Source organism: Rhodobacter aestuarii (assembly GCF_900156655.1).
Classification (GTDB): domain Bacteria; phylum Pseudomonadota; class Alphaproteobacteria; order Rhodobacterales; family Rhodobacteraceae; genus Rhodobacter; species Rhodobacter aestuarii.
In genome coordinates, this window is the sequence record NZ_FTOG01000003.1 from 196,089 (window position 1) to 215,801 (window position 19,713).

Annotated in this window: 20 protein-coding genes; 6 read left to right on the top strand and 14 right to left on the bottom strand. The window is 60.9% G+C overall.

The features are described 5' to 3' along the window. Positions 1-84 precede the first annotated feature (84 nt). The 11 genes from BW967_RS05995 to BW967_RS06045 form a co-directional block, all read right to left on the bottom strand. The gene (locus BW967_RS05995; RefSeq protein ID WP_076484147.1) at positions 85-318 is read right to left on the bottom strand and encodes a HypC/HybG/HupF family hydrogenase formation chaperone; all 234 of its coding nucleotides are present in this window, start codon (positions 316-318) and stop codon (positions 85-87) included. A 9-nt stretch (positions 319-327) separates the two neighbouring features. After that, positions 328-873: a hydrogenase maturation protease gene (locus BW967_RS06000; protein ID WP_076484148.1), complete on the bottom strand. Its 546-nt coding sequence runs from the start codon at positions 871-873 to the stop codon at positions 328-330. Further along, positions 855-2,357, bottom strand: coding sequence for a Ni/Fe hydrogenase subunit alpha (locus tag BW967_RS06005; RefSeq protein ID WP_076484149.1), 1,503 nt, complete (start codon positions 2,355-2,357; stop codon positions 855-857). Before BW967_RS06005 ends, BW967_RS06000 begins: the two co-directional genes overlap by 19 nt. Positions 2,358-2,367: 10 nt before the next feature. Beyond that, positions 2,368-2,946: an NADH-quinone oxidoreductase subunit B family protein gene (locus tag BW967_RS06010; protein WP_076484150.1), complete on the bottom strand. Its 579-nt coding sequence runs from the start codon at positions 2,944-2,946 to the stop codon at positions 2,368-2,370. A gap of 3 nt (positions 2,947-2,949) precedes the next feature. After that, positions 2,950-3,675, bottom strand: a complete 726-nt coding sequence (locus tag BW967_RS06015; RefSeq protein WP_175610422.1) for a 2Fe-2S iron-sulfur cluster-binding protein — start codon at positions 3,673-3,675, stop codon at positions 2,950-2,952. Next, positions 3,672-5,459 (bottom strand): NAD(P)H-dependent oxidoreductase subunit E, encoded by a 1,788-nt coding sequence (locus tag BW967_RS06020; protein ID WP_076484151.1) that lies wholly within the window; start codon positions 5,457-5,459, stop codon positions 3,672-3,674. Before BW967_RS06020 ends, BW967_RS06015 begins: the two co-directional genes overlap by 4 nt. A gap of 572 nt (positions 5,460-6,031) precedes the next feature. Beyond that, positions 6,032-6,733, bottom strand: coding sequence for an energy-coupling factor ABC transporter ATP-binding protein (locus tag BW967_RS06025; RefSeq protein ID WP_076484152.1), 702 nt, complete (start codon positions 6,731-6,733; stop codon positions 6,032-6,034). Beyond that, the gene (cbiQ, locus tag BW967_RS06030) at positions 6,730-7,443 is read right to left on the bottom strand and encodes a cobalt ECF transporter T component CbiQ (RefSeq protein WP_083952004.1); all 714 of its coding nucleotides are present in this window, start codon (positions 7,441-7,443) and stop codon (positions 6,730-6,732) included. Before cbiQ ends, BW967_RS06025 begins: the two co-directional genes overlap by 4 nt. Beyond that, the gene (locus tag BW967_RS06035) at positions 7,440-8,009 is read right to left on the bottom strand and encodes a cobalamin biosynthesis protein CbiL (RefSeq protein WP_076484154.1); all 570 of its coding nucleotides are present in this window, start codon (positions 8,007-8,009) and stop codon (positions 7,440-7,442) included. The genes cbiQ and BW967_RS06035 overlap by 4 nt, the downstream gene beginning before the upstream one ends. Further along, complete coding sequence (gene cbiM, locus BW967_RS06040; RefSeq protein WP_076484155.1) at positions 8,006-8,641, bottom strand: cobalt transporter CbiM; 636 nt, start codon at positions 8,639-8,641, stop codon at positions 8,006-8,008. The genes BW967_RS06035 and cbiM overlap by 4 nt, the downstream gene beginning before the upstream one ends. Before the next feature lies 1 nt (position 8,642). Then, complete coding sequence (locus tag BW967_RS06045) at positions 8,643-9,422, bottom strand: DUF4198 domain-containing protein (RefSeq protein WP_076484156.1); 780 nt, start codon at positions 9,420-9,422, stop codon at positions 8,643-8,645. A gap of 139 nt (positions 9,423-9,561) precedes the next feature. Between BW967_RS06045 and nikR the strand changes: the two genes are divergently transcribed. From nikR to BW967_RS06060, 3 genes are all read left to right on the top strand, one after another. Further along, on the top strand, positions 9,562-10,080 hold the full coding sequence (gene nikR, locus BW967_RS06050; protein ID WP_076484157.1) for a nickel-responsive transcriptional regulator NikR: 519 nt from the start codon (positions 9,562-9,564) through the stop codon (positions 10,078-10,080). A gap of 84 nt (positions 10,081-10,164) precedes the next feature. Continuing rightward, complete coding sequence (locus BW967_RS06055) at positions 10,165-11,961, top strand: PhoX family protein (RefSeq protein ID WP_076484158.1); 1,797 nt, start codon at positions 10,165-10,167, stop codon at positions 11,959-11,961. Positions 11,962-12,033: 72 nt separating this feature from the next. Further along, positions 12,034-13,695, top strand: coding sequence for a hypothetical protein (locus BW967_RS06060; RefSeq protein ID WP_076484159.1), 1,662 nt, complete (start codon positions 12,034-12,036; stop codon positions 13,693-13,695). An 18-nt stretch (positions 13,696-13,713) separates the two neighbouring features. Here BW967_RS06060 and BW967_RS06065 read toward each other — a convergent pair whose 3' ends face one another. The 3 genes from BW967_RS06065 to BW967_RS06075 form a co-directional block, all read right to left on the bottom strand. Beyond that, positions 13,714-14,181 carry a threonine/serine exporter family protein gene (locus BW967_RS06065; RefSeq protein WP_076484160.1) on the bottom strand — a complete coding sequence of 156 codons (468 nt, stop codon included), beginning with the start codon at positions 14,179-14,181 and terminating at the stop codon, positions 13,714-13,716. Position 14,182: 1 nt separating this feature from the next. Continuing rightward, on the bottom strand, positions 14,183-14,980 hold the full coding sequence (locus BW967_RS06070) for a threonine/serine exporter family protein (RefSeq protein WP_083952006.1): 798 nt from the start codon (positions 14,978-14,980) through the stop codon (positions 14,183-14,185). A gap of 153 nt (positions 14,981-15,133) precedes the next feature. Next, positions 15,134-15,862: an NlpC/P60 family protein gene (locus BW967_RS06075; protein WP_076484162.1), complete on the bottom strand. Its 729-nt coding sequence runs from the start codon at positions 15,860-15,862 to the stop codon at positions 15,134-15,136. 420 nt (positions 15,863-16,282) lie between these two features. On the opposite strand from BW967_RS06075, the gene BW967_RS06080 reads away from it, so the two are divergent. From BW967_RS06080 to BW967_RS06090, 3 genes are read left to right on the top strand one after another with little or no spacing between them, the layout of a single operon-like run. After that, entirely contained in the window at positions 16,283-17,272 is a 990-nt protein-coding gene (locus BW967_RS06080) for a hypothetical protein (protein ID WP_139327802.1), read from the top strand. Next, positions 17,272-17,916, top strand: coding sequence for a hypothetical protein (locus BW967_RS06085; protein ID WP_212710037.1), 645 nt, complete (start codon positions 17,272-17,274; stop codon positions 17,914-17,916). Before BW967_RS06080 ends, BW967_RS06085 begins: the two co-directional genes overlap by 1 nt. A gap of 45 nt (positions 17,917-17,961) precedes the next feature. Continuing rightward, positions 17,962-19,710, top strand: coding sequence for an OmpA family protein (locus tag BW967_RS06090; protein WP_076484164.1), 1,749 nt, complete (start codon positions 17,962-17,964; stop codon positions 19,708-19,710). Positions 19,711-19,713: the final 3 nt, after the last annotated feature.

The window sequence follows — 19,713 nt, forward strand, 5'->3', positions numbered from 1 at the left end:
AGCATATCCCCTGTCGGTGATCGCGCAAGGGGTGAGAGCACACAACTTTAGGCTTAACCGGCCCGTCCGCTCGGGAAATGCCCCCTAGACAATCGCGCCGGGCGGCAGGCAAGCAAGCTCAATGGCGGCAAGAATTTCTTGTGCCTCTTCGGGCTCAAGCTTGTCCCAAGCCATGCCCGCATGGACAGTGACGTAATCGCCAAGCGCGGGAGCCTCGATCATCGCGACAGAGATTTTCCGCGCGTTGCCCTCAAGCGTGACCTGCGCCATTTGCCCTTCCAAAAGCGCCTCGATCTGAACTGGAACCCCAAGACACATGACCGCCCCCTATTCTGCCGCCGGGCGCAATTCTTGCGCCGTCGGGGGGACGATCGTTTCGGCCCCACCTGTCTGCGCGGTGTCCCACTTTTCAAGCTCGGGCGAAGACAGAAGCGGGATCAAAAAGCCCCAAGCATCCGCGAGGTTAGAAAGCGCCTCGGGGCTAAGCCGTTCTTCAAGATCAAAGTTTTCTCCCCGCAGGCACAAAACGAACGAGGGCGGCGGGTCGTCGTTCATCACCTGCCGATAGGCCTCAAGCACCGATTCCGGGCCCACCCCGTGGCTGGTGTGCGTCATGATCCGATGCGGCGCAGTGCGGGCAAACACATAGGGCCCCGGCGTGCCGCGCCCGGCATCAATGAACAGCACGAAATCTTGGCCCACCAAGTCGAGCGCGTGTTCGACCTGAAGCTGAAAATCCTCGATCAAGGTGATATGCGTCCAGCCAGAGGCCGCAATCCGCGCCGCCATCCGAGGGCCCAAGCCATCATCGCCCCGGGTCTCATTGCCCCAGGCGAAAATCACCACGCGCGGGCTTACCCCGGAACGGAGCATGAGACACCTCCGTCCATGCCGCGCCGCACATCTGACAAAACGATCCCGTCGGCATCGACCAATTCCACCTGCAAGGGCATCAGCCCCAGTGCGTGGGTCGCGCAAGAAAGACAGGGGTCATAGGCCCGGATCGCCACTTCGATGTGGTTGAGAAGCGGCTCTGTGATCTCATGCCCATCCAGATATTGCACGGCGACCTTGCGGATCGCCTCGTTCATCGCCTGATTGTTGTTGGTGGTGGAGACGATCAGGTTGCAATAGGTGACCAGATCATCTTCGCCCACCTTATATTCGTGGAACAAGGTGCCGCGCGGCGCCTCGATCACCCCCACCGCATGGAAGCGGCGCTCCCCCTTATCGGCCATCAGATCGGTGGCACAGATCGTCGGATCGTCCAGCAGATTGCGGATCAATTCTGCCGCGTGCAGCAACTCCACCAGCCGCGCCCAATGATAAAACAGCGTCCCATGAAGCGGCTTGCCGCCCCCTACAGCCAGGAGCCGCTGGCGTTCAGCCTCTGCCCTCTCGGAGGTTAGAAGATCACAGACCTGAATCCGTGCCAGCGGCCCCACCCGGTACCAGCCCTCCTCCGAGCCGATCGCCTTGATATGGGGGAATTTCATGTAGCTCCAGGATTTCACTTCCTCCTCAAGCACATCCCGGTAGCTTGCGTCTTTCACACGGTCGAAGATGATAGTCCCGGCCGCGTCGCGGGCGCGCAACGTGCCGTTGTAGTAATCGGCCGCCCCCGAGGCATTGACGAGGCCGAGCATATTCCCAGCCACTTCGCCGAAGTGGTTGTAGAACGCGGGCTTCGTCTCATGCAGCCGTTCCACCATGCGAATGGCGCCCACCGTCCAGTCGATCACCTGATCGACATCGGCGCGCAGCATTTCGCGGTCATCGCGCGACAGCGCTTTGTTCATGCCACCGGGAACCGCCCCTGTGCCATGTACCCGTTTACCTGCGGTCGCGCGGATCACCTCTTGCCCGAAGCGGCGCACCAAAACGCCCTCGGTCGCGATTTGCGGGAAGTCTTCCAGAACGCCCACGATGTTGCGCCGGGTCGGTTCGCTATCGAACCCCAAAAGCAAATCGGGCGAGGCCAGGTGATAGAAATGCACCGCGTGGCTTTGCACCATCTGCCCGTAATGCATCAGCCGACGCAGTTTTTCCGCCGTGGGCGTAAGCAGGTCATAGCCCGCGATTTGGTCCATTGCCTTGGCTGCGGCCAGATGGTGGCTCACCGGGCAAATGCCGCACAAACGCTGCACCGAGACCGGCACTTCCCAATAGGGGCGGCCTTCGATGAATTTTTCAAACCCGCGCACTTCGACGATATGCAGGCGCACTTGATGCACCTTATTGGCCTCATCAAGCAAGATCGTCACCTTGCCATGCCCTTCCACGCGCGTGACCGGGTCAATCGCGACACGGCGCAACTTGCGCGGTTCGGAGGCAGTTTCAAGAGAGGCGGCGAACATCGGCAGGCTTTCAGTCGTAGCGGAACAGGTCGTAATCAAGGCGCGGCATCCGCCCCCCGATCAGATCGGTGAGATATTTCCAGAGCGTGTCCCCTGACGGCGGGCAGCCGGGGATGAAATAATCGACCCGGACGACCTCGTTGACTGGCCTTACCCTGTCGAGCAGGAGCGGCAGTTCTGGGTCGTCCGGGACGCAAGGCAGCCCCTCGTCAATGTCGCGGTAGACATCTTCAAGCATCTCGCCCACATCGAGATGGTTGCGTTGAGCAGGCAGGCCACCATTCACCGCGCAGGCACCAAGCGCGATGAGTATCTGGCAGTTGGCGCGTAACTCGCGCAGCACATGTACATTTTCCGAATTCGCCACGGCCCCTTCGACAAGGCCAATATCGCAAGGCCCGCAGGTCTTGATATCGGTGATCGGAGAGCGGTCGAATTCGACCAGTTTCACAAGCTCGGTGATGCGCGCATCAATATCGAGCAAAGACATATGGCAACCAAAGCAGCCAGAGAGCGACGCCGTGGCGACCCGCAATTTGCGCGTGGTCTCGGCGGTATCGGGGCTGCGGTCCAGCGTGGGGGCTTGCATCGCTTAGCCCTCCTGCGCCGGTGCGGGATGCTCGATCTGATCACGGATCGAGGCCCCGTCATATTTGCGTCTGCCGATGGGGGCGGTGAAGCCGACCCGCTTCACCATAATCGCCCCCACCGGACAGACCTCTGCCGCCTTATCGGTCGCGGCGAACGGCGTATCGCCCAGCAGACCGGAGGCAGCGTTGACCACAAGGTGCGATGCAGGACCACGACCGGCGAGGGAGAAGACCTCTTTACCGTCGATGTCGCGGCTCGCGCGCACACACAACTCACACTGGATACAGCGGTTCCGGTCGAGCATCACTTCGGGGTGCGATGCGTCGACGGGGCCGCGATCGGGGAAAAAGTGTTGGAAATGGTCGTTGAACATCTCCAGCTCATAGGCCATCGCCTGAAGCTTACAATTCCCCGATTTCTCACAGCCGGGGCAGAAGTGATTGCCCTCGACAAACAACATTTGCAAAAGCATCCGGCGGCGCTGGTTCAGCTCGGGCGTGTCCGAACGCACCTCTTGCCCCGGCATGGCCGCGATGGTGCAGGCAGAGCCGTTGCGCCCGTTCACCACCACAGTGCACAGCTTGCAGCTGCCATGTGCGGAAAATTCCGGATGGAAGCACAGATGTGGGATGAAAACGCCTGCCGCGAGCGCCGCTTGCAAGATCGACTGGCCGGGCTCGAAATCCACCCGCTCGCCATCAATGGTGAAGCTGTTGCGGATGCTCATGCCACGCCCTCCAGATGCGCTTGCGCATCTTCGCGGCTCGTCACTTGGCGCGCGCGTTCGAGCGCCGCATCAAGATCAAAGGCAGGGGCGAAATCACCCGCCATCAGGCGGCGCTCATAATCGGGGCGGAATTTTTGCAACGTATCGGCCACCGCATTGCCAGCGGTTTGCCCCAAACCGCAATGGCTTGAGGTCCGCATCACCGCGCCAAGGCGGGTGAGTTCATTCAGCTCATATTGCGCGCCAAGCCCCGCCGCGATCTTATCCATGATCGAGGCCGAAAGTGCACAGCCCACCCGGCACGGCGTGCAGAAGCCGCAGCTTTCATGCGCAAAGAAATGCATGAAATTGCGCGCCACCTCGAACATATCGCGCGAGCGGTTGAACACCATGAACGCGCCCGAGGTCGGCACATCTTCAAAGGCAATCCGGCGACCAAATTCATGCGGGGCAAGCGTCATGCCCCCCGCGCCCGAAATTTGCACCGCCGCAACATCGGTCGCGCCGCAGTCATCGAGCACGGTCTGGATGCGCACCCCAAAGGGATATTCGTAAACGCCGGGCCGCGCCACATCGCCCGAAACCGAAATCAACTTGGAGCCGGTGGATTGCTTGGTGCCCAAAAGCGCATAGGCCCGCCCGCCGATGCGCATCACCTCAACCACTTTGCACAGCGTCTCGACGTTGTTCACCACGCTTGGCATGTCGTTATAGCCGCGCGTTACCGGGAAGGGCGGGCGAATACGCGGGCGACCCGGCTTGCCCTCAAGGCTTTCGATCAGCGCGGTTTCTTCGCCGCAGATATAAGCGCCCGCGCCCATCTGGATTTCGATGTCAAAATCAAACCCCGGCACGCCCAGCACATTGGTGCCTAGAAGCCCGCGTTGGCGCATCGCGGCAAGCTTCATTTCCAAAGGCGCGCGCAGATAATCATATTCGCCGCGCAGATAGATCACGCCGTGGCGCGCACCAATCGCATAACCGCCAATCGCCATACCCTCAAAAATGCGTTCGGCAAAGGAATTGAGCAGCACCCGGTCTTTGAACGTGCCCGGCTCGCCCTCATCGGCATTGCAGATGATGTAGCGCGTCTCAGCTTCAGCCTCGGCGCACAGCTCCCATTTCATCGCGGTGGTGAAGCCCGCGCCGCCGCGGCCGCGCAGATTGGAGCGGCGCAGGTCATCGAGTACGCCTTGGGGACCCAGCTCGATGGCCTGCGCCAGTGCCTTGCCGGGCACATAAGAGGTGCCCAGCAGGCTCTCGGCCCGGCGGATACGGTCCGAGATCGTAAAGTAGTGACTTGGCCAGTCTTCCAACGGCGCACCATCGCGCATCAGATCGCAAATCTCGTCGATCCGTCGCGTGGTCAGCCGCACAATCTGGCGGTTGTTGATCATCAGCGCCGGACCTTGGTCGCCCATGCCGGTGCAAGATGTGGTGTCGATGCTCACCAACCCATCGGCACTGACTGCGCCGCGCCCCACTTTCATGCGGCGCTGCATATGCTGGCGCAGCGCGACAGAGCCCAGCATCCGGTCGATGATGTTGTCCGAGAACAACACCCGGTAACGGCCCACCGGGCGGTCATAAAGGAAGGCGTAGAATTGCACGACCGCATGGATGCGCGAAATCGGCATGCAGAGTTCGTCCGCCAAGAAGGCGGCAATCTCGGGCGAAATCCAACCCGCCTCGCTTTGCGCCGCGCGCAGGATCTGAACGAGCCTGCGCGGGTCCTTGCGATGCGCGGTCAGTATCTGGCCGAGCGTGTCATCGAGACCCTGCAAAATGGTCCTCCGCTTAGAACACCTTAAAAATGCGCCTTGGCGGGGGGGCGGTTCAAACGAAAACACCGGGCAAAATTCGGCCCGTCGGGGCCCTAAAAACGGAGCCGCGCGACCGTCAAAAGGCGTTAGGTCATGCGGACTGACATTTTCGTCAGTTTCGGTCATAACGGCGGCCGCGCATTTGGGCGGAAGCCCTGCCACTGACCGCCCCACCCGCACAAAAACGCCCGAAGGCAGCGCGCAAAAAAAACGAAAGCACGCTTTATTTCACAGGGCTAGATGAAGGTGCACAGGCGCAGAGTGAACCGCCAAGAATATGGCACCGCTTCGGACCTATCCCCCTGCCAAACGGGCAGCATCGGCCACGGAAACACATTCACGAATTGCATTTTGGAGTGCGGATTGCGCAATTTTTCAGCTAAAAGCTGTAATAGCTTTTGAAATATACGCCTCCAAGGCGAAAATCGAGGGTGGTTCAAAATCTTCCACCAAGACCCCAAGGCCGGAAGTAAACCTTCCACAAGGCCAAATTGCACCATTTTTTTATAGAGATTCGAGGTGCGCGCTCGCCCTCAGACCGGGTGGATATGAGGGTGGGCGTGGAAATGCGGATGGGCATGGATTTCCGCCGGGTGCAGCACGCCCTCGCGCAGCACCATCGCACGGGTCGCGATCTCAGCCACAAACGCATCATCATGCGACACGAGCACCATCGCGCCCTCAAAGGCGGCCAGCGCCGCGCGCAGCCGCGCGCCGTTTTCGGCATCGACCCCATTCGTTGGCTCATCAAGCAGCAACACATCGGGGCGCATTGCCAAAAGCCCCGCCAAACAAACGAGCCGCTTTTCCCCGCCCGAGAGTTTATGCGTGAAGCGCTCCGCCAGATGGGCAAGGCCCAACCCCTCAAGCGCCGCAAGCGCAGTTGCCCGCGCCTCTTTCTCAGAAGCGCCAAGGTTCAGCGGGCCGAAAGCCACATCTTCCACCACGCTTGGGCAAAAGAGTTGGTCATCACTGTCTTGGAACAAAAAGCCGATGCGACGGCGGGCGGTGCGGAAATCGGCCTCGCGCGCGCAGTCTTGCCCAAAAAGAACGACCTTGCCCGCCGCTGCACGTTCCAAACCAATGATGGTGCGCAAGAGCGTGGTTTTGCCCGCGCCATTCGGGCCGACAATGGCGAGCCGCTCGCCCATCTTCAAACTGAGGCTCGCATGGGAAATCACCGCCCGCCCCTCACGGTGGATTTCGACATCGCTCAAAGTGACAAGCGGGATCATATCAGCCCCCAGATCAAGATCAGGAAAAACGCCCCCGGCAGGGCGATGGCGCGGATCAGGTCCGCTTTGCCAACGAGTGGCGCGGCCCCATGAGGCAGCCGCCCGGCATAATGGCGCAGCCGCATCGCCTCTTCCACCCGGTCGGCACGGGCCAGCGCGCGCAACAGCATCATACCAATCAACCAGCCATAGGCGCGCCATGTGTGCAGGTTGGTGCCGGGGCGAAAGCTGCGCGCGCGCATGGCTTGCTGCAGTCGCGCCATTTCCCCCCTGATCAGGGCGAGGTAACGCACCAGCCCAAGGAAGATGCGCACCAAAGGCTCGGGCACGCGCAAGTCACGTAAGGCGCGGCCCAACTGCTCGGGCACGGTCTCCGCAAACAGGGCCGAGAGCAGCAGCACCGAAGCGGTGACCTTGGCCGCCAGCGTCAGCGCGCGCAAAAGCCCCTCTAGGCTTGCGGTGAACGGGCCAAGGGTGAGCAAAGTTTTGCCCGGCAGTGCAAACGGCACGGTGATCAGCACAAGAAGCAGAAAGGCTTCCAGATGCAGCAAACGCCGCCACGGCAGCGCGCGCCGCTCAAGCACATAAAGGGCGAGCACAAGGACAAGCGCCGCCAGCGCAGGGACGAGTGCGGGAAGCGGCGCGATGCACAGGAGCGCCGTAAAACCCGCCAAAAGGCGCGCACGCAGATCCTTGGGCCAAAGGGTCACTTGCGCCGACCGCGCGCCCAAAGCGCCATGCCTGCCAGCCCGATGATCAGAAAAATCCCCGACATCAGATCGGTCACCCGCATCCGATTGTCCATCTGCTCAAGGCGCTCCATCAGCGGCGCAACTTCGCGGGCAACGGCGGCTTCAACGAGCGCGGCAACATCGGGCGCGGCAACTTCGGGCGCAGGGGCCGCCGGGGATGGTGCATTTTCCTGTTGCGCAGGCAGTGCAACGGGAGCCGCGCCAAAGCGCTCGGGCCCCAAGGTGGCGCGGGCGATATGGCCATCGCCGGTGTTGAGCGTGATGATCACCGGCGCCGTGACCGCCTTGGGCGCGGCAAAAGCAAAGGCGCCCATCGCATCGGTTTGCCCCTCGGCCAAAGCGGTCGCGCCCATATCGGCCTGCCATGCCACACCTTGCGGGCGCCCGCCGCCAATAAAGAAACCATAGCCCGAAACCTCGCCCCCAACGACTTTCGCAAAGACCTTCATCCCATGCGCGGCGGCGGGGCTTGCGATGGCCATCGTGGCGATGAGCGTCAGCGGCAAAAGGGTCAGGCGGGTCATGCGGGCTGGTCTTCGACAGAATGCAGGTTTGGATGTAGCGCGTGCGGCTCGACCCGCGCAAGGAAGGTGACAATCGCCCCGCTCACCCCCGCCTCGACAAGGGCCAAAGGCAGATAGGTCAGACCCAGCACTTTCACCGCCGGGGTGAATTCGGGCGCAGAGAGGAACAGCGCCAAAGCCACCCCCGCCGCCGTGCCCGCCACCGCCAAAACCGCGCCCAGCGCCGCCAAGGCCCCAGCGCGTGCGGGGCTGGTGGCAGAGCGGATCATCGGCCCCAACACCATCCCCACCAAAGCGCCGGGCAAGGCAATGTTGAGCGTATTGGTGCCAAGCGTCGTGAGCCCGCCCAGGCCAAAGAGCGCCGCTTGCAAAGCCAAGGCGACCAAAACAGCGGGGAATATCCCCCAGCCCAGCATCACCCCCATCAGCCCCGAAAGCATCAAATGCACGCTGGAGGGCCCAACCGGCACCGCCACCAAGGAGGCGGCAAAGAATACAGCGGCCAAAAGCGCCACGCGCGGGATCGCCCGATCATCCAGCGCGCGCAGGCCAAGCGCCACACCGCCCGCCGCGAGCGCGCCCGTACCAATCAGCACCGGAAGGGTCAGCAATCCGTCAGGAATATGCGCCATCTTATTGCCCCGGCGCCGTCGTATGCACCCAGATGAGCGCGCCTTCCTCCACCGGGACCTGTTCGCCCGTGGGGGCGGTCATCGGCGCATCCGCCTCGGTCAGCGCGGCAAAGCCCCACCAGCCCGCAAAGGGCATGGCATAGGAAAAGGTGCCATTGGCGTCAGCCGTAATCACCTGCGTGACAAAGGCGTCATTCGGGGCGCTCAGGCTGCCGTCATTCACCCATTCCACCTCGATCTCGGCGAAAGGAAGTGGGGCATTCCCCTTCATCACCACACCATAAAAGAGATTGCCGGCCCAAAGCCCTGTGGGCCGCGTCAGCGGGCGAATTTCAACCGGCAGGCCAATCATCTGATCCCAGCCCTCCCCGCTGGCCCAGCTATCCACCACCACCTTGGCATGATGCACGATCATCTTGCCCTCGGCCGGTTCCCAATAGGGCTGCGGGGTGACCCAGAAGACCGCCGCCCCCGGCTCTGGCAGATCGGCCTGAAGCTGCCACGCCATCGCGTCGCCCTGCGGGGCCTCGGTCAAAGCCGAGGAAAGATCACTTGCCACACCGCCCGCGACCACACCCACTGCGGCGGGGCGATCGAGTTGCATCACCGGCCCCCCTTCAAACGGATGGGTGAAGGTGAGATCGAGCGTCACCACCCCCCCTTCGGGCAGCACGTCGGCATCGGGCAGGATTTCTAAAAAATGCGCCTGCGCCGGGATAGCTGCGAGAGCCAGAAGCGGCAAAGAGGTCAGCGCGACGATGCGGACAGCTTTGGATGGCATGGACTCCCTCCGGGTCGTGTGATTTTTTGAAAGATTAGTCATACCGCAAAGGCACGCAAGCAAAAACCATTGCCTGACGCACGAATTTACAGGAAAATCAAAGCGGTAAGTCAGTGACCACTGGAAAGAAAGGGTTTCCATGCAGCGCATCACGATCACTTTGACCGATGAAATCGCTGAAGAGCTTGATCTTTTCATGGCGCAAAGCGGCGCGGGCAACCGCTCGGAAGCGATCCGGGATCTGGTGCGGCGCGCGCTTGCCACCCGCCCCGACGCCCCGCCCGAGGCGCCGTGCTTGGCGGTGATGTCCTGCACGGTCGATCAATCGGTGCGCAATTTGGGCGCGCGGCTTGCCCAGCGCCGCTTGGATACGCATGACCGCACCGTCGCCGCGCTTTCGGTGCCGCTGGACCATACCACCTCGCTTGAAATCGAGGTGACGCGGGGCACGCTCGGCACACTTACCCGCGCGGCAGAGGCGCAATTTTTGGAACGTGGCGTGGCGCATGGGGCGCTTGCCCTTATTCCGGTGGGGCACGATGGGCCACGCCACAGCCATACCCATCCGCATGGGGCGCATGGCCACGAACACGGTCACGAGCACAGCCACACTGTGGTGCAGACAAGCTTCCGCCCCGGCCCACCGGACGCGTCGTGAAACCGTTACACAAACGTTAACGGAGCGTCGCATAGCCCCTCTAGGGACAGCCTCACCCCAACCATATTGGAACAGGTGAGTCCCATGACCTTCAAATCTGCCCTGCTTGGCGCCACCGCGCTTTTGGCGCTGCCGACGCTGGCCTTTGCCGCCGATATCAGCTTTTCCGAAGTGCCCTTCGCCGCAGATGATGCAGCCAAACGCGCGGTGATCGCCTCGGACAAAATCGTTATCGACGGCACCGAATATGCCATCGGTTACAATGTTCTGGCCCGCACTGGCGACAAAATTGGTGACGGCACCTTTGGCGCGCTGGTCGATGAGAACGGCGCGATCGTGACCGAAGAAGATGGTTCTGAGGCGCTTTCGGTCGATGCCGACTTCACCTCGCTCCTGCCGGTGGGCGACAAGCTTTACTCGATCACCCATTTCGAATCGCGCCCCGGTGCGATGTATGTCAGCGAATTGCACCAAGACGCCGACGGCAAACTGACCCCGGTGTCGACCAAGCCGGTTGAGTTCAAAGATCTGGGCGGTCTTTGGGTTCCCTGCGCGGGTTCGGTGACGCCTTGGGGTACGCACCTCGGTTCGGAAGAATACCCCGCCGATGCCGAAGCGATCGAAAAAGCTGCGTCGCTCGAAGACATTGATGACTACTACTTCCCGATGGTCCGCTTCTTCGGCGTTGACCCGGCGAAAATGGACATCGCGCAATTCCGCACGGTCTTTAACCCCTATGCCTATGGCTTCCCGACCGAGATCACCGTTTCGGAAGATGGCACGGCCAAAGCCGCCAAGCATTACGCGATGGGCCGCGTTGCGGTTGAGCTTGCCTATGTGATGCCCGACCAAAAAACCGCCTATATCTCTGATGATGGCACCAACGTCGGCCTGTTCAAATTTGTCGCCGACGAAGCGGGCGATCTGTCGGCGGGCACGCTTTACGCTGCCAAATGGGTGCAAACCTCGGCCGAAAGCGGCGGTGCGGCAACGCTCGAATGGGTCGATCTGGGCCATGCCACGGATGCCGAAATCGCCGAAGCCATCGCGAAGAAACCGGCATTCTCCGACATCTTCGAAGCGACCGATCTGGGCGAAGGCGATACCTGCGCCGACGGTTTTGCCCCCTCGAACGCCGAAGGCGTGAAGCAATGCCTGAAAGTGAAACCGGGGATGGAAGCCGTGGCCTCGCGCATCGAAACGCGTCGTTACGCTTCGATGATGGGCGCGTCGACCGAGTTCCGCAAAATGGAAGGCATCACCTTCAACCCCGACACCAACCAGCTTTACGTGGCGATGTCGGAAGTGGCCAAAGGCATGGAAGCGGGCGACAAGCGTGACCTTGCGAGCCGTGACGCGATCCAACTGCCGGAAAACAAATGCGGCACCGTCTTCGCGCTGGATGTTGATAGCGATTTCAACGCCACTACGATGAAAGCGCTGATCTCGGGCAAACCGATGAGCGAAGAAGCCATCGCCGCGGCGGCGGACCCGAACTGCGACGCGGCGCACAATATGTGCGGTGCGGCGGCCGAGGCCAATAGCTGCGATATCAACGGCATCGCGAACCCGGACAACATCACCTATATGCCGGGCACCAACACGCTGATCATCGGCGAAGACACCGGCTCGGGTCACCAAAACGACGTGATCTGGGCGATGAACCTTGGTTCGGGCGAACTGACCCGTGTGTTCTCGACCCCTTATGGCTCGGAAACCACCTCGCCTTACTTCTACCCGAACATCGGTGGCCACGCCTACATCATGGCCGTCGTGCAGCACCCCTATGGGGAATCGGATGAAGACAAGATGCAAGACGCCGCCGATGCGCGCGCCTATGTGGGCTACATCGGCCCGATGCCGGCCCTCGACGCGAAGTAAGACTTTGCAATGACGTGTGCGGGGAGGGTTCGACCTCCCCGTTTTTCATTCCCCAATCCTGCGAGAGACCCGATGAAGACCCTGTCTGCCGGTGCGACCCTGATGCTGCTGGCCGCGACCGCCGCTGCCGGACCGATGACAGTGGATCTGAAATCGACCCTTTTGCACAACCGCACCGCCTATATTCCGCCGCAGTGCTACACGAAAACCGAAGATGACACCGGCGCGGTACATAACCCCTGTTTCACCTGCCATGTGCGTTCGCGCGCGCCGCATTACATCAATGATGATGATCTGCAAACGGCCTATAGCTTCCCCGAACCGGCGCTTGAAAACCCTTGGACGAATCTATTAGTCGATCGCCACGCGGCTGTGGCGCAGGTGAGCGACACCGAGATTTTGGACTACATCCGGCAGGGCAATTACCTAGATGAAAACGGGCGCAACCTTTTGGCCGAGCGGCTGGCCGATCTGCCGCCCGACTGGGATGTGGATGGCAATGGCACCTGGGATGGGTTCACCCCCGATGTGACCTATAACTTCGATCGTGACGGCTTTGACATTGGCTCCGATGGGCAAATTACCGGATGGCGCGCTTTCGCCTATTATCCGCTCAACGGCGCCTTTTGGCCAACCAATGGCGCAACGGATGATGTGATGATCCGCCTACCTGAGGCTTACCGCCAAGCCGAAGATGGCTCCGAAAGCCGCACTGTTTACAAGGTGAACCTTGCGATCACCGAGGCGCTCATTCGCCGGGCGCCGGTGCCGATTGAACCGACCGATGAGCGCGCCTTGGGCGTCGATCTTGATAAAGATGGCACGCTGGGCCAAGCGCTTAACATCGCCTTTGACTGGGCCCCGAAAGAGGGGCGCACGATGTCTTACGTGGGCCGCGCACGGCTGCTGCAAGAAGCAGGCGAAGCACCTTTGTCGGCTGGACTTTATCCGCTTGGCACCGAGTTTTTGCACACGGTGCGCTATATTGATGTCGATGACGCGACCGGCCAAATCCGCATGGCGGCACGGTTGAAAGAGTTGCGCTACATGCGCAAAACCCGCTGGCAGACCTATTTCGACCGCAAGGAAGGGGCGCTCGCAGAATCGAAAGAACGGGTCGATTTTCCGGACCGGATTGCGCTTTTCTTTGGCTCTTCCGAAGAAGGTGTCACCAATGGAACCGGCTGGCGGCTGCAAGGGTTCATTGAAGATGCAACGGGCGACCTACGCCCGCAAAGCTTTGAAGAAACGGTCTTTTGCATGGGCTGCCACGGCGGCATTGGCGCGAATGATGATGATACCTTTGCCTTCCCCCGCAAGCTGCCCGCCACGCTTGGCCATGGAGGCTGGTGGCATTGGAGCCAGCGTGGGCTTTACGATATTCCCGAGATGATCCGCACCGATGGCGCGCCCGAATATGCGCATTACTTGGCGCAAAACGGCGCAGGGGATGAGTTGCGCGGGAATATGGAAGTGATCAGCCGCTATCTGACAGAGACGGGGGAGTTGACCCCGGCGCCTGTCGCGGCGTTCCGCGCCGATGTCTCGCAGCTGCTCTATCCCTCCCCCGCCCGCGCGCTGGCGCTCAACAAAGCGTATCGGGAGATCGTGCGCGAACAGAGCTTTGTGAAAGGCCGCGATGCAACGGTGGCGGTGCAAACAAACGTCCACCGCAGCGTCACGCAAGACCAACCCACTGGGATCACGCGGCCCGTGAAGGCGTGGTATCAGTAGGCTCAGAGCAAAAGCCGCTCAGAAGTCTTGATTGCGCAGGAGTTGTGCCGGAATGGCCAAGCCTGCGCCAATCGCGCCAAGGGTAAAGATCACCCGGATCATGCTCACCGCCGCATCGGTCAGCAAAACATGGGGCTCGGCCACATTGGGGGCGGTCAGCGCAAAAAGCCCCAAGAGCGCCTGCCCCAAAAAGGCTCCCGGCACCATCGGAATGCAACCCGCCAGCGCCACGGCATTGCACGCAGGGCCCAATTGGCGATGCAGGAACGAGACGGTGAAGCTGGTGACAATGGCTGCGGCAAAGGTCGCGCCTTCAAGGCTCCATGCAAGGTCTTGGCCAAAGGTGCGCACCGCCAGCGCCAGCGCCCCCGCCGCAGCGCACCAAGGCAAGGCGCGCACCCCGAAGTTAAAGAGCACGCCAAAGCCAGCAGCGGCCAAAGCCCCGAACAGCGCCTGATGCAGAAGATGCGGAATTAGCTCGATCATCTTAGCCCCCCATGCCCCAAAGCGATTGCGCGAACCAAACGCCGACGGAGGCAAAGATCATCACCATCAGCACCCAGACCGCCCGTGCACTGCCCATCGTCGGGTAGCCATTCATGATATCGGTCTGTGCATTGGTTGAAGGCACGCCGGGCACCAACAGTAGGATCGAAGCCATCATCGCCAGCTGCGCCGTATCGCTGCCCGTAGCCAAAGCGCCCAAGCCACCAAGAGAGGCGGCAATGAAGGCAATCGCCCCAGCCACCAAAAACACATTGGTGCCGCGGTGCATCAGATGGTGGCGAATGTATTGGCCAATCGTCCCCGCCGCCAAAACCGGCAAAAACGCCGCCCAGTCGATGCCCAAGAGCCGCCCAAAGGCCGCGCAAGCAAGCCCAACAGCAACCGAGATGAACCAAACCGGGTGGCGCGGTGTCACGCGAACGAGCCGCTCAAGCTCCGCCTCCACTTCTTCAACGCTCATCCGCCCCGCCTCGGCGCGCGAGCACAATTCACGCACGGCCAAATCAAGCCGGTGGTTCACGCCAAGCCGCCCCACCTGCAGCATCCGGGTGATCGTGTTGCCCTCGGCATGCAGGGTCATAGAAATCGACGCATAGCCCGAGCGCAGGCCAACCGTTTCTGCCCCGAAGCCCTTGGCAAGCATGGTAATCCCACGGTGCACCACGCCGACCGAGGCCCCGCTTTCCATCATCACGCGCCCCGCCTTCAGCGCCGTGGTCGCATAGCGCTCCAGCATGCGATGGCGCACCACCACAGGGTCGGTCGTTGCATCAGTCATGGTCATTACCCGCATTATCTTCGCCCTGCCCTATCAGCCGATATAGGGCCGGACAACAGCGCAAGATCACCTGCATGGCGGGTATGCCGCGATGCGGCAGCTTGGCGCGAAACAACGCGCCCTATCGAGCCACGGCCCGAGAGTTATGCGGCATCAGTATTCGTTTGTCGTGAGTTGCCAGTCCGCTTGAGAGGTGACCATCTTGCGTGGATACGGCCCCCCAACGCTCGGCAAACGCGCCCCCAGCAGACGATCTTTCTTGAGACTTGTCACAGAGATCTTGTTCGACTGATTGCCGCCCAGCACATGATAAACGTCATCATCTTCGGAATAATAAAAGCCAACATGGCCGCTTGTCCCCGAACGCGAGCCGCGCCAGAAAACCAAGATCGCCCCGAAGCACGGATTGACGGTCTGACCAAAGTGCAACCAGTTGCGCGCAAGATAGGGATTGTTGGGCACAATCACCTCGGGCATCGTCACCGCAACACAGGTCTCCACAAAGTCACCGCACCACGGCAAACTGGCCGGATCCCCAAGCGTTTTCCCATCAGACCGCAAAAAGGCCCGCAACTCGGCATTATCGCGGCCTTCATGCAGCCCCTTTTTCCGCAAAGCCAGCGCCATCCACGGAAAATGGTCGAGCAAATCCTGACGCGGCGGTTCAGCAGAGGGCGTGGGGGGCGGTGCCGTTTGCTGGCCAGGCGTCGCGCGCAAAGCCGCGACAGTGGCCTCGTTCAAGGTGCCCGTCGCGGGCAGATTTCGGGAGGTCTGAAACGCCATTGTCGCCGCCAACGTGTTGCGCCCCCAGATCCCATCCACGATCCCGGGATTGAACCCATGCGCAATCAACCGTCTTTGAACCCATTCAAGAAAGGACATTTCGACACTCCCTAACCTACTGTTATCTATTTTATTTCCTCTGTTTCGCCTGTTGTTCCGGCTAAGGTTTCCACCTTCCCGGCAACACCTATCAGTGTAGGGAGCGAATCATTTTTCGGTCCAACAAAATTTGTAACGGGGGTTTTAGGGGCGCGTTTGACGCCGCACCGCAGAGACTAAAAACCTTGACGCAAGGGGGGATTCCCCCACACGCTGAGAAAGAGAATGCCGCGTGGCCTTCTATTTCGTGGCGAGTTTTTCATGTTCGGAGGGGGCTGCATGACGCAGGCGCTCGCTTCCTATTCCGCGTCGGACGAAGCCGGACCCAAATGTCGGCTGATCATCGAGTCAATCGGGGGCGCTGCGCCAGCAAATGCCGCGGCAATCGCGCATGGGCTCGGCCTTTCTGTTCAAGAGGTCATGGCAGCCATTTATCGGGCTCCATGTGTGTTGGTGGAAGGCCTTCCCGAAACCTTGGCGGGGCAGATGGCGGGCCTGTTACGCAACCTTGGCTGCGAGATTTCTATTTGCGGGGAAGAAGAGCCCTTACCTCCCGCAGCAGAACTCTTCGATGTCGCGCTGCATGTGTCCGACGCTGGGCGTTATGGTGAGATCGTTAAAGCTCTGGGCACGTTTCTGGGCATGACGGAAAGTGCGGCAGCACAGCTTATGGCCAATACCCCTTGCGTGGTCTTGGGACGTGTTAGTCCGGCAACGATCTCTGCCTTGGAGGAACGGCTCGGCCCCGGTGCGAGTTTGATCGTATCCAACCCAGACACGGCACAATATGACCTGTTCTTGGGCGAAACCGATACGGCAGTGCAGGCGCGGCTTTTGGCAGATTTGCGCCGCCGTGGGGTGCCGCTTCTTGCCGAACAAGGCTGCCTTGCCGCCGGGCTTAGCCGCACCGAGGCCGATGCGATTTGGTCAGTGCATCACCGCATCAGCGCCCTGCGGATCGTGAATGCCGCTTTTGAACGGTTTGACCTTGTGTTGACCGGCGGCGCCCCAACCGATGCCGCGCTGGCGGCTTTGGCCGATCTGACAGAGGTTCCGCCCGAGATCGCCCCCCAACTTTTTGAAACGCTCCCGATCATTATCGCCGATGCGCAACCCGCCGAACAGGTCGGGCCGATGCTGGAGCATTTTGGGGCCGCGGGGCTAGACGTCCGCGCAGAACTCGTGACCTTCCTCAATCTCGGGATCGAAATCATTGCGGCCCCGAACCCAGCCGATTTGGCGCGTCTGCTGCAAGACCTTGGATTTGATCTGCCCGACACCGGGCAGCGACGGTTCCCAATGCGCTTGCCTTTCGCACTGCCGGAACTGCAAGCGCGCATCCTGCGTGAGGCGCTTTCCAGCGCAGGCATCCATGCCGAGCTTTTTGATCCGGCAGAGGAGGTCCGCTGATGCAGCGCACAAAATCCAAACCTCCCCCGGAAGCGGAAGCCGAGACGCGCCACGCCGAGAGTGCTGGTTCTTATGCTCTGCAACACCACATGGGCATTGCCGAAGCAGGCAAACTGGCTGCGCTGCGCGGCGATTATGCCGAAGCCTTGCGACATTACCGGGAAGCGCTCCGCCTTTCGCAAGCGAGCCGCGCGCCAGAGGTGTTCTTTCGCCATTACACGCAATGCGTGCTGGAGGCTTTGGAATGTTCGGGCGCCCATGAGCCGGTGATCGAATTTTGCGAAAGGGCTGATGCGCATTACACCGCGCAGGGGGCTCCGCTTGCGGTGCAGCAACGCGACCATGCCACCATTTTGGAGCGTCTCGGGGTGAACCTCGCCTGCGCGGGACACACCAAACCAGCAAGGCTTGCGCTTGAGCGCGCTTGCGCGCTTTCCACAAGCCAAGCGCCGCTAAAGGTGGCGGAAACGCTGCTCGCATGGCTGCAACGCGGCCTTGCCATTGAACAACGCCGCCTGCGCGACCTGCAGCGTCGCCACGATTATTTCACCGTCCGTCCGGGGAAAGTCTCGGCCGAGCGCGCAACCCCATTGCCCAAAAGCCGGGGACCGGCGCCAAGAAAGGAGGCAACCGGTCTTCCCTGATCCTGCACCCGCTTCATGCCGGGGCTTTCCAGAAAGGATAGCGACATGCCCGATATCGAAGATATGACCCCCGGCGAAGTTCTCGCCGATGCCAGCGTGGCCGAGTTTATCAAGGCGCTTGGCCTGTCTATCGCAGAAGCGCAAAAGGCGCTGGACGAAAACTCGGTCGATCAGATGGGCGAATTTCTGGCGCCGCGCGACAATCTGGGCGGCAAGTCGCTATATGAAATGGGGCTGATGCCCGCTTTCTACCACTACCAATATGCAGATATCGCCTGTTCGCTACAGTTGTCGCTACGGGTGGCCAAAGATCTGAGCCTTGGCGTGCATCTGGATGGTTCCTACTCCAGCACCTCGACCGAGAACGAAGAGAGTAATGAAAGCAGCAGTTCGACGGAAAGCGGTTCTTCCACCGCGACCCGGACCCGTTCGGCACAAATTAGCATTTCCAATACATCGACCGGCGCCCTCACGGTCGGTGGAGAGAATTATCAACTGGCGGGAACCACGGCGCGTGAAAGAGTTGAAGCGTTGTCAGATACGTTGCGTGGGCGCAGCGGCATCAGCCGTGCCATCCCCCAAAGTGAGTGCACCCCAATCGACCCGGTACCCACCACCACGGCTCCTGCAGACAAGGTGATCTGCACCGCCAATGATGTAGCCTTCGTTGGCGCGGGCTTTGACCGGGGGTTGATCCGCATCCGCGCGAACCCAGATGCCGATGAAACTTATGTGCTCAACAATGCGACCAGCGTCACCGTTTCACGGTCCAATTCGCTGGCGAATTATGCGGCGAAGGTGCGCGACGCGATTCAGGGCGCGGGGTTCAACACACGCCTCATTGCACCGGGAATGCCGATGCATTCGGTTTATTTCGACGTCGACAAAGAATTCATTCGTCCGGCACATGATAGCTCACTGCTGAATTTCGCAGGCTACATGCGCGCGCGCAATCGGCCCGTAAAGGTGCGGGGCTATGCAAGCCGCACAGGCTCGGATCCCTACAATCAGCGCCTTTCGGAACGGCGGGCAGAGGCCGTTCGGGCGCGGCTCGTGGCCAATGGTGCACCAGCGGGAAATATCACCGTCGAAGCATTGGGCGAAAGCGAATGGCGCGCGATGAACGTGCCTGACGAAACCGAGATGCAAGCACATCGGGTGGTGCATCTGATCGTCGACGGACCCGACTATTACATCTGGGTGGACGGTGACGCCTCACATCAGATGTCGAATGTCTCGCCCGATCAACGCGCCGGGGATCAAGGGAACGGCAATGGCTTTGTTTATCTTTATGAAGCGGTTGGGCTCTCCGATGTCGCCGGCAAAAAGGTCACGATCAAATCTGTTGATTTCACCTTGCGCGGCGCGGCTATCGGAGGTGCAGCAGCAGAGAGTGCCGAGGCCTTTGCCCTCAATCTAGCCAATGATGTCAACGCCCATGCCAGCGTGCGCGTGCAGGCCAGCGCCAGCGGCAATGTCACACATTTGTGCAACGAAGGCGACAGCTTCACGCTGGTGCTTATTACCTCCAGCTCAAGCAATATCGCGCTTTCGGGCAGCGAGGGGATCACCGTCACGCAAGAATTTTCACGCAGTTCGTCGGCCAGCATGGTGCAGCAAAACACCGGCAACCGAACGATCGCGGTCGGAGCCTCGCTGGATGTGCGCTACGGCAAACAGTTCGAGACCAATATCACCGGCAATTCCACCATCTCGGCCCGGCTTGTCTCGATCCCCGCGCCACCGCAATTCCTTGAGACGGTAAAAGAATTCCTCGCGCAGAGTGGGGGCTAAGCC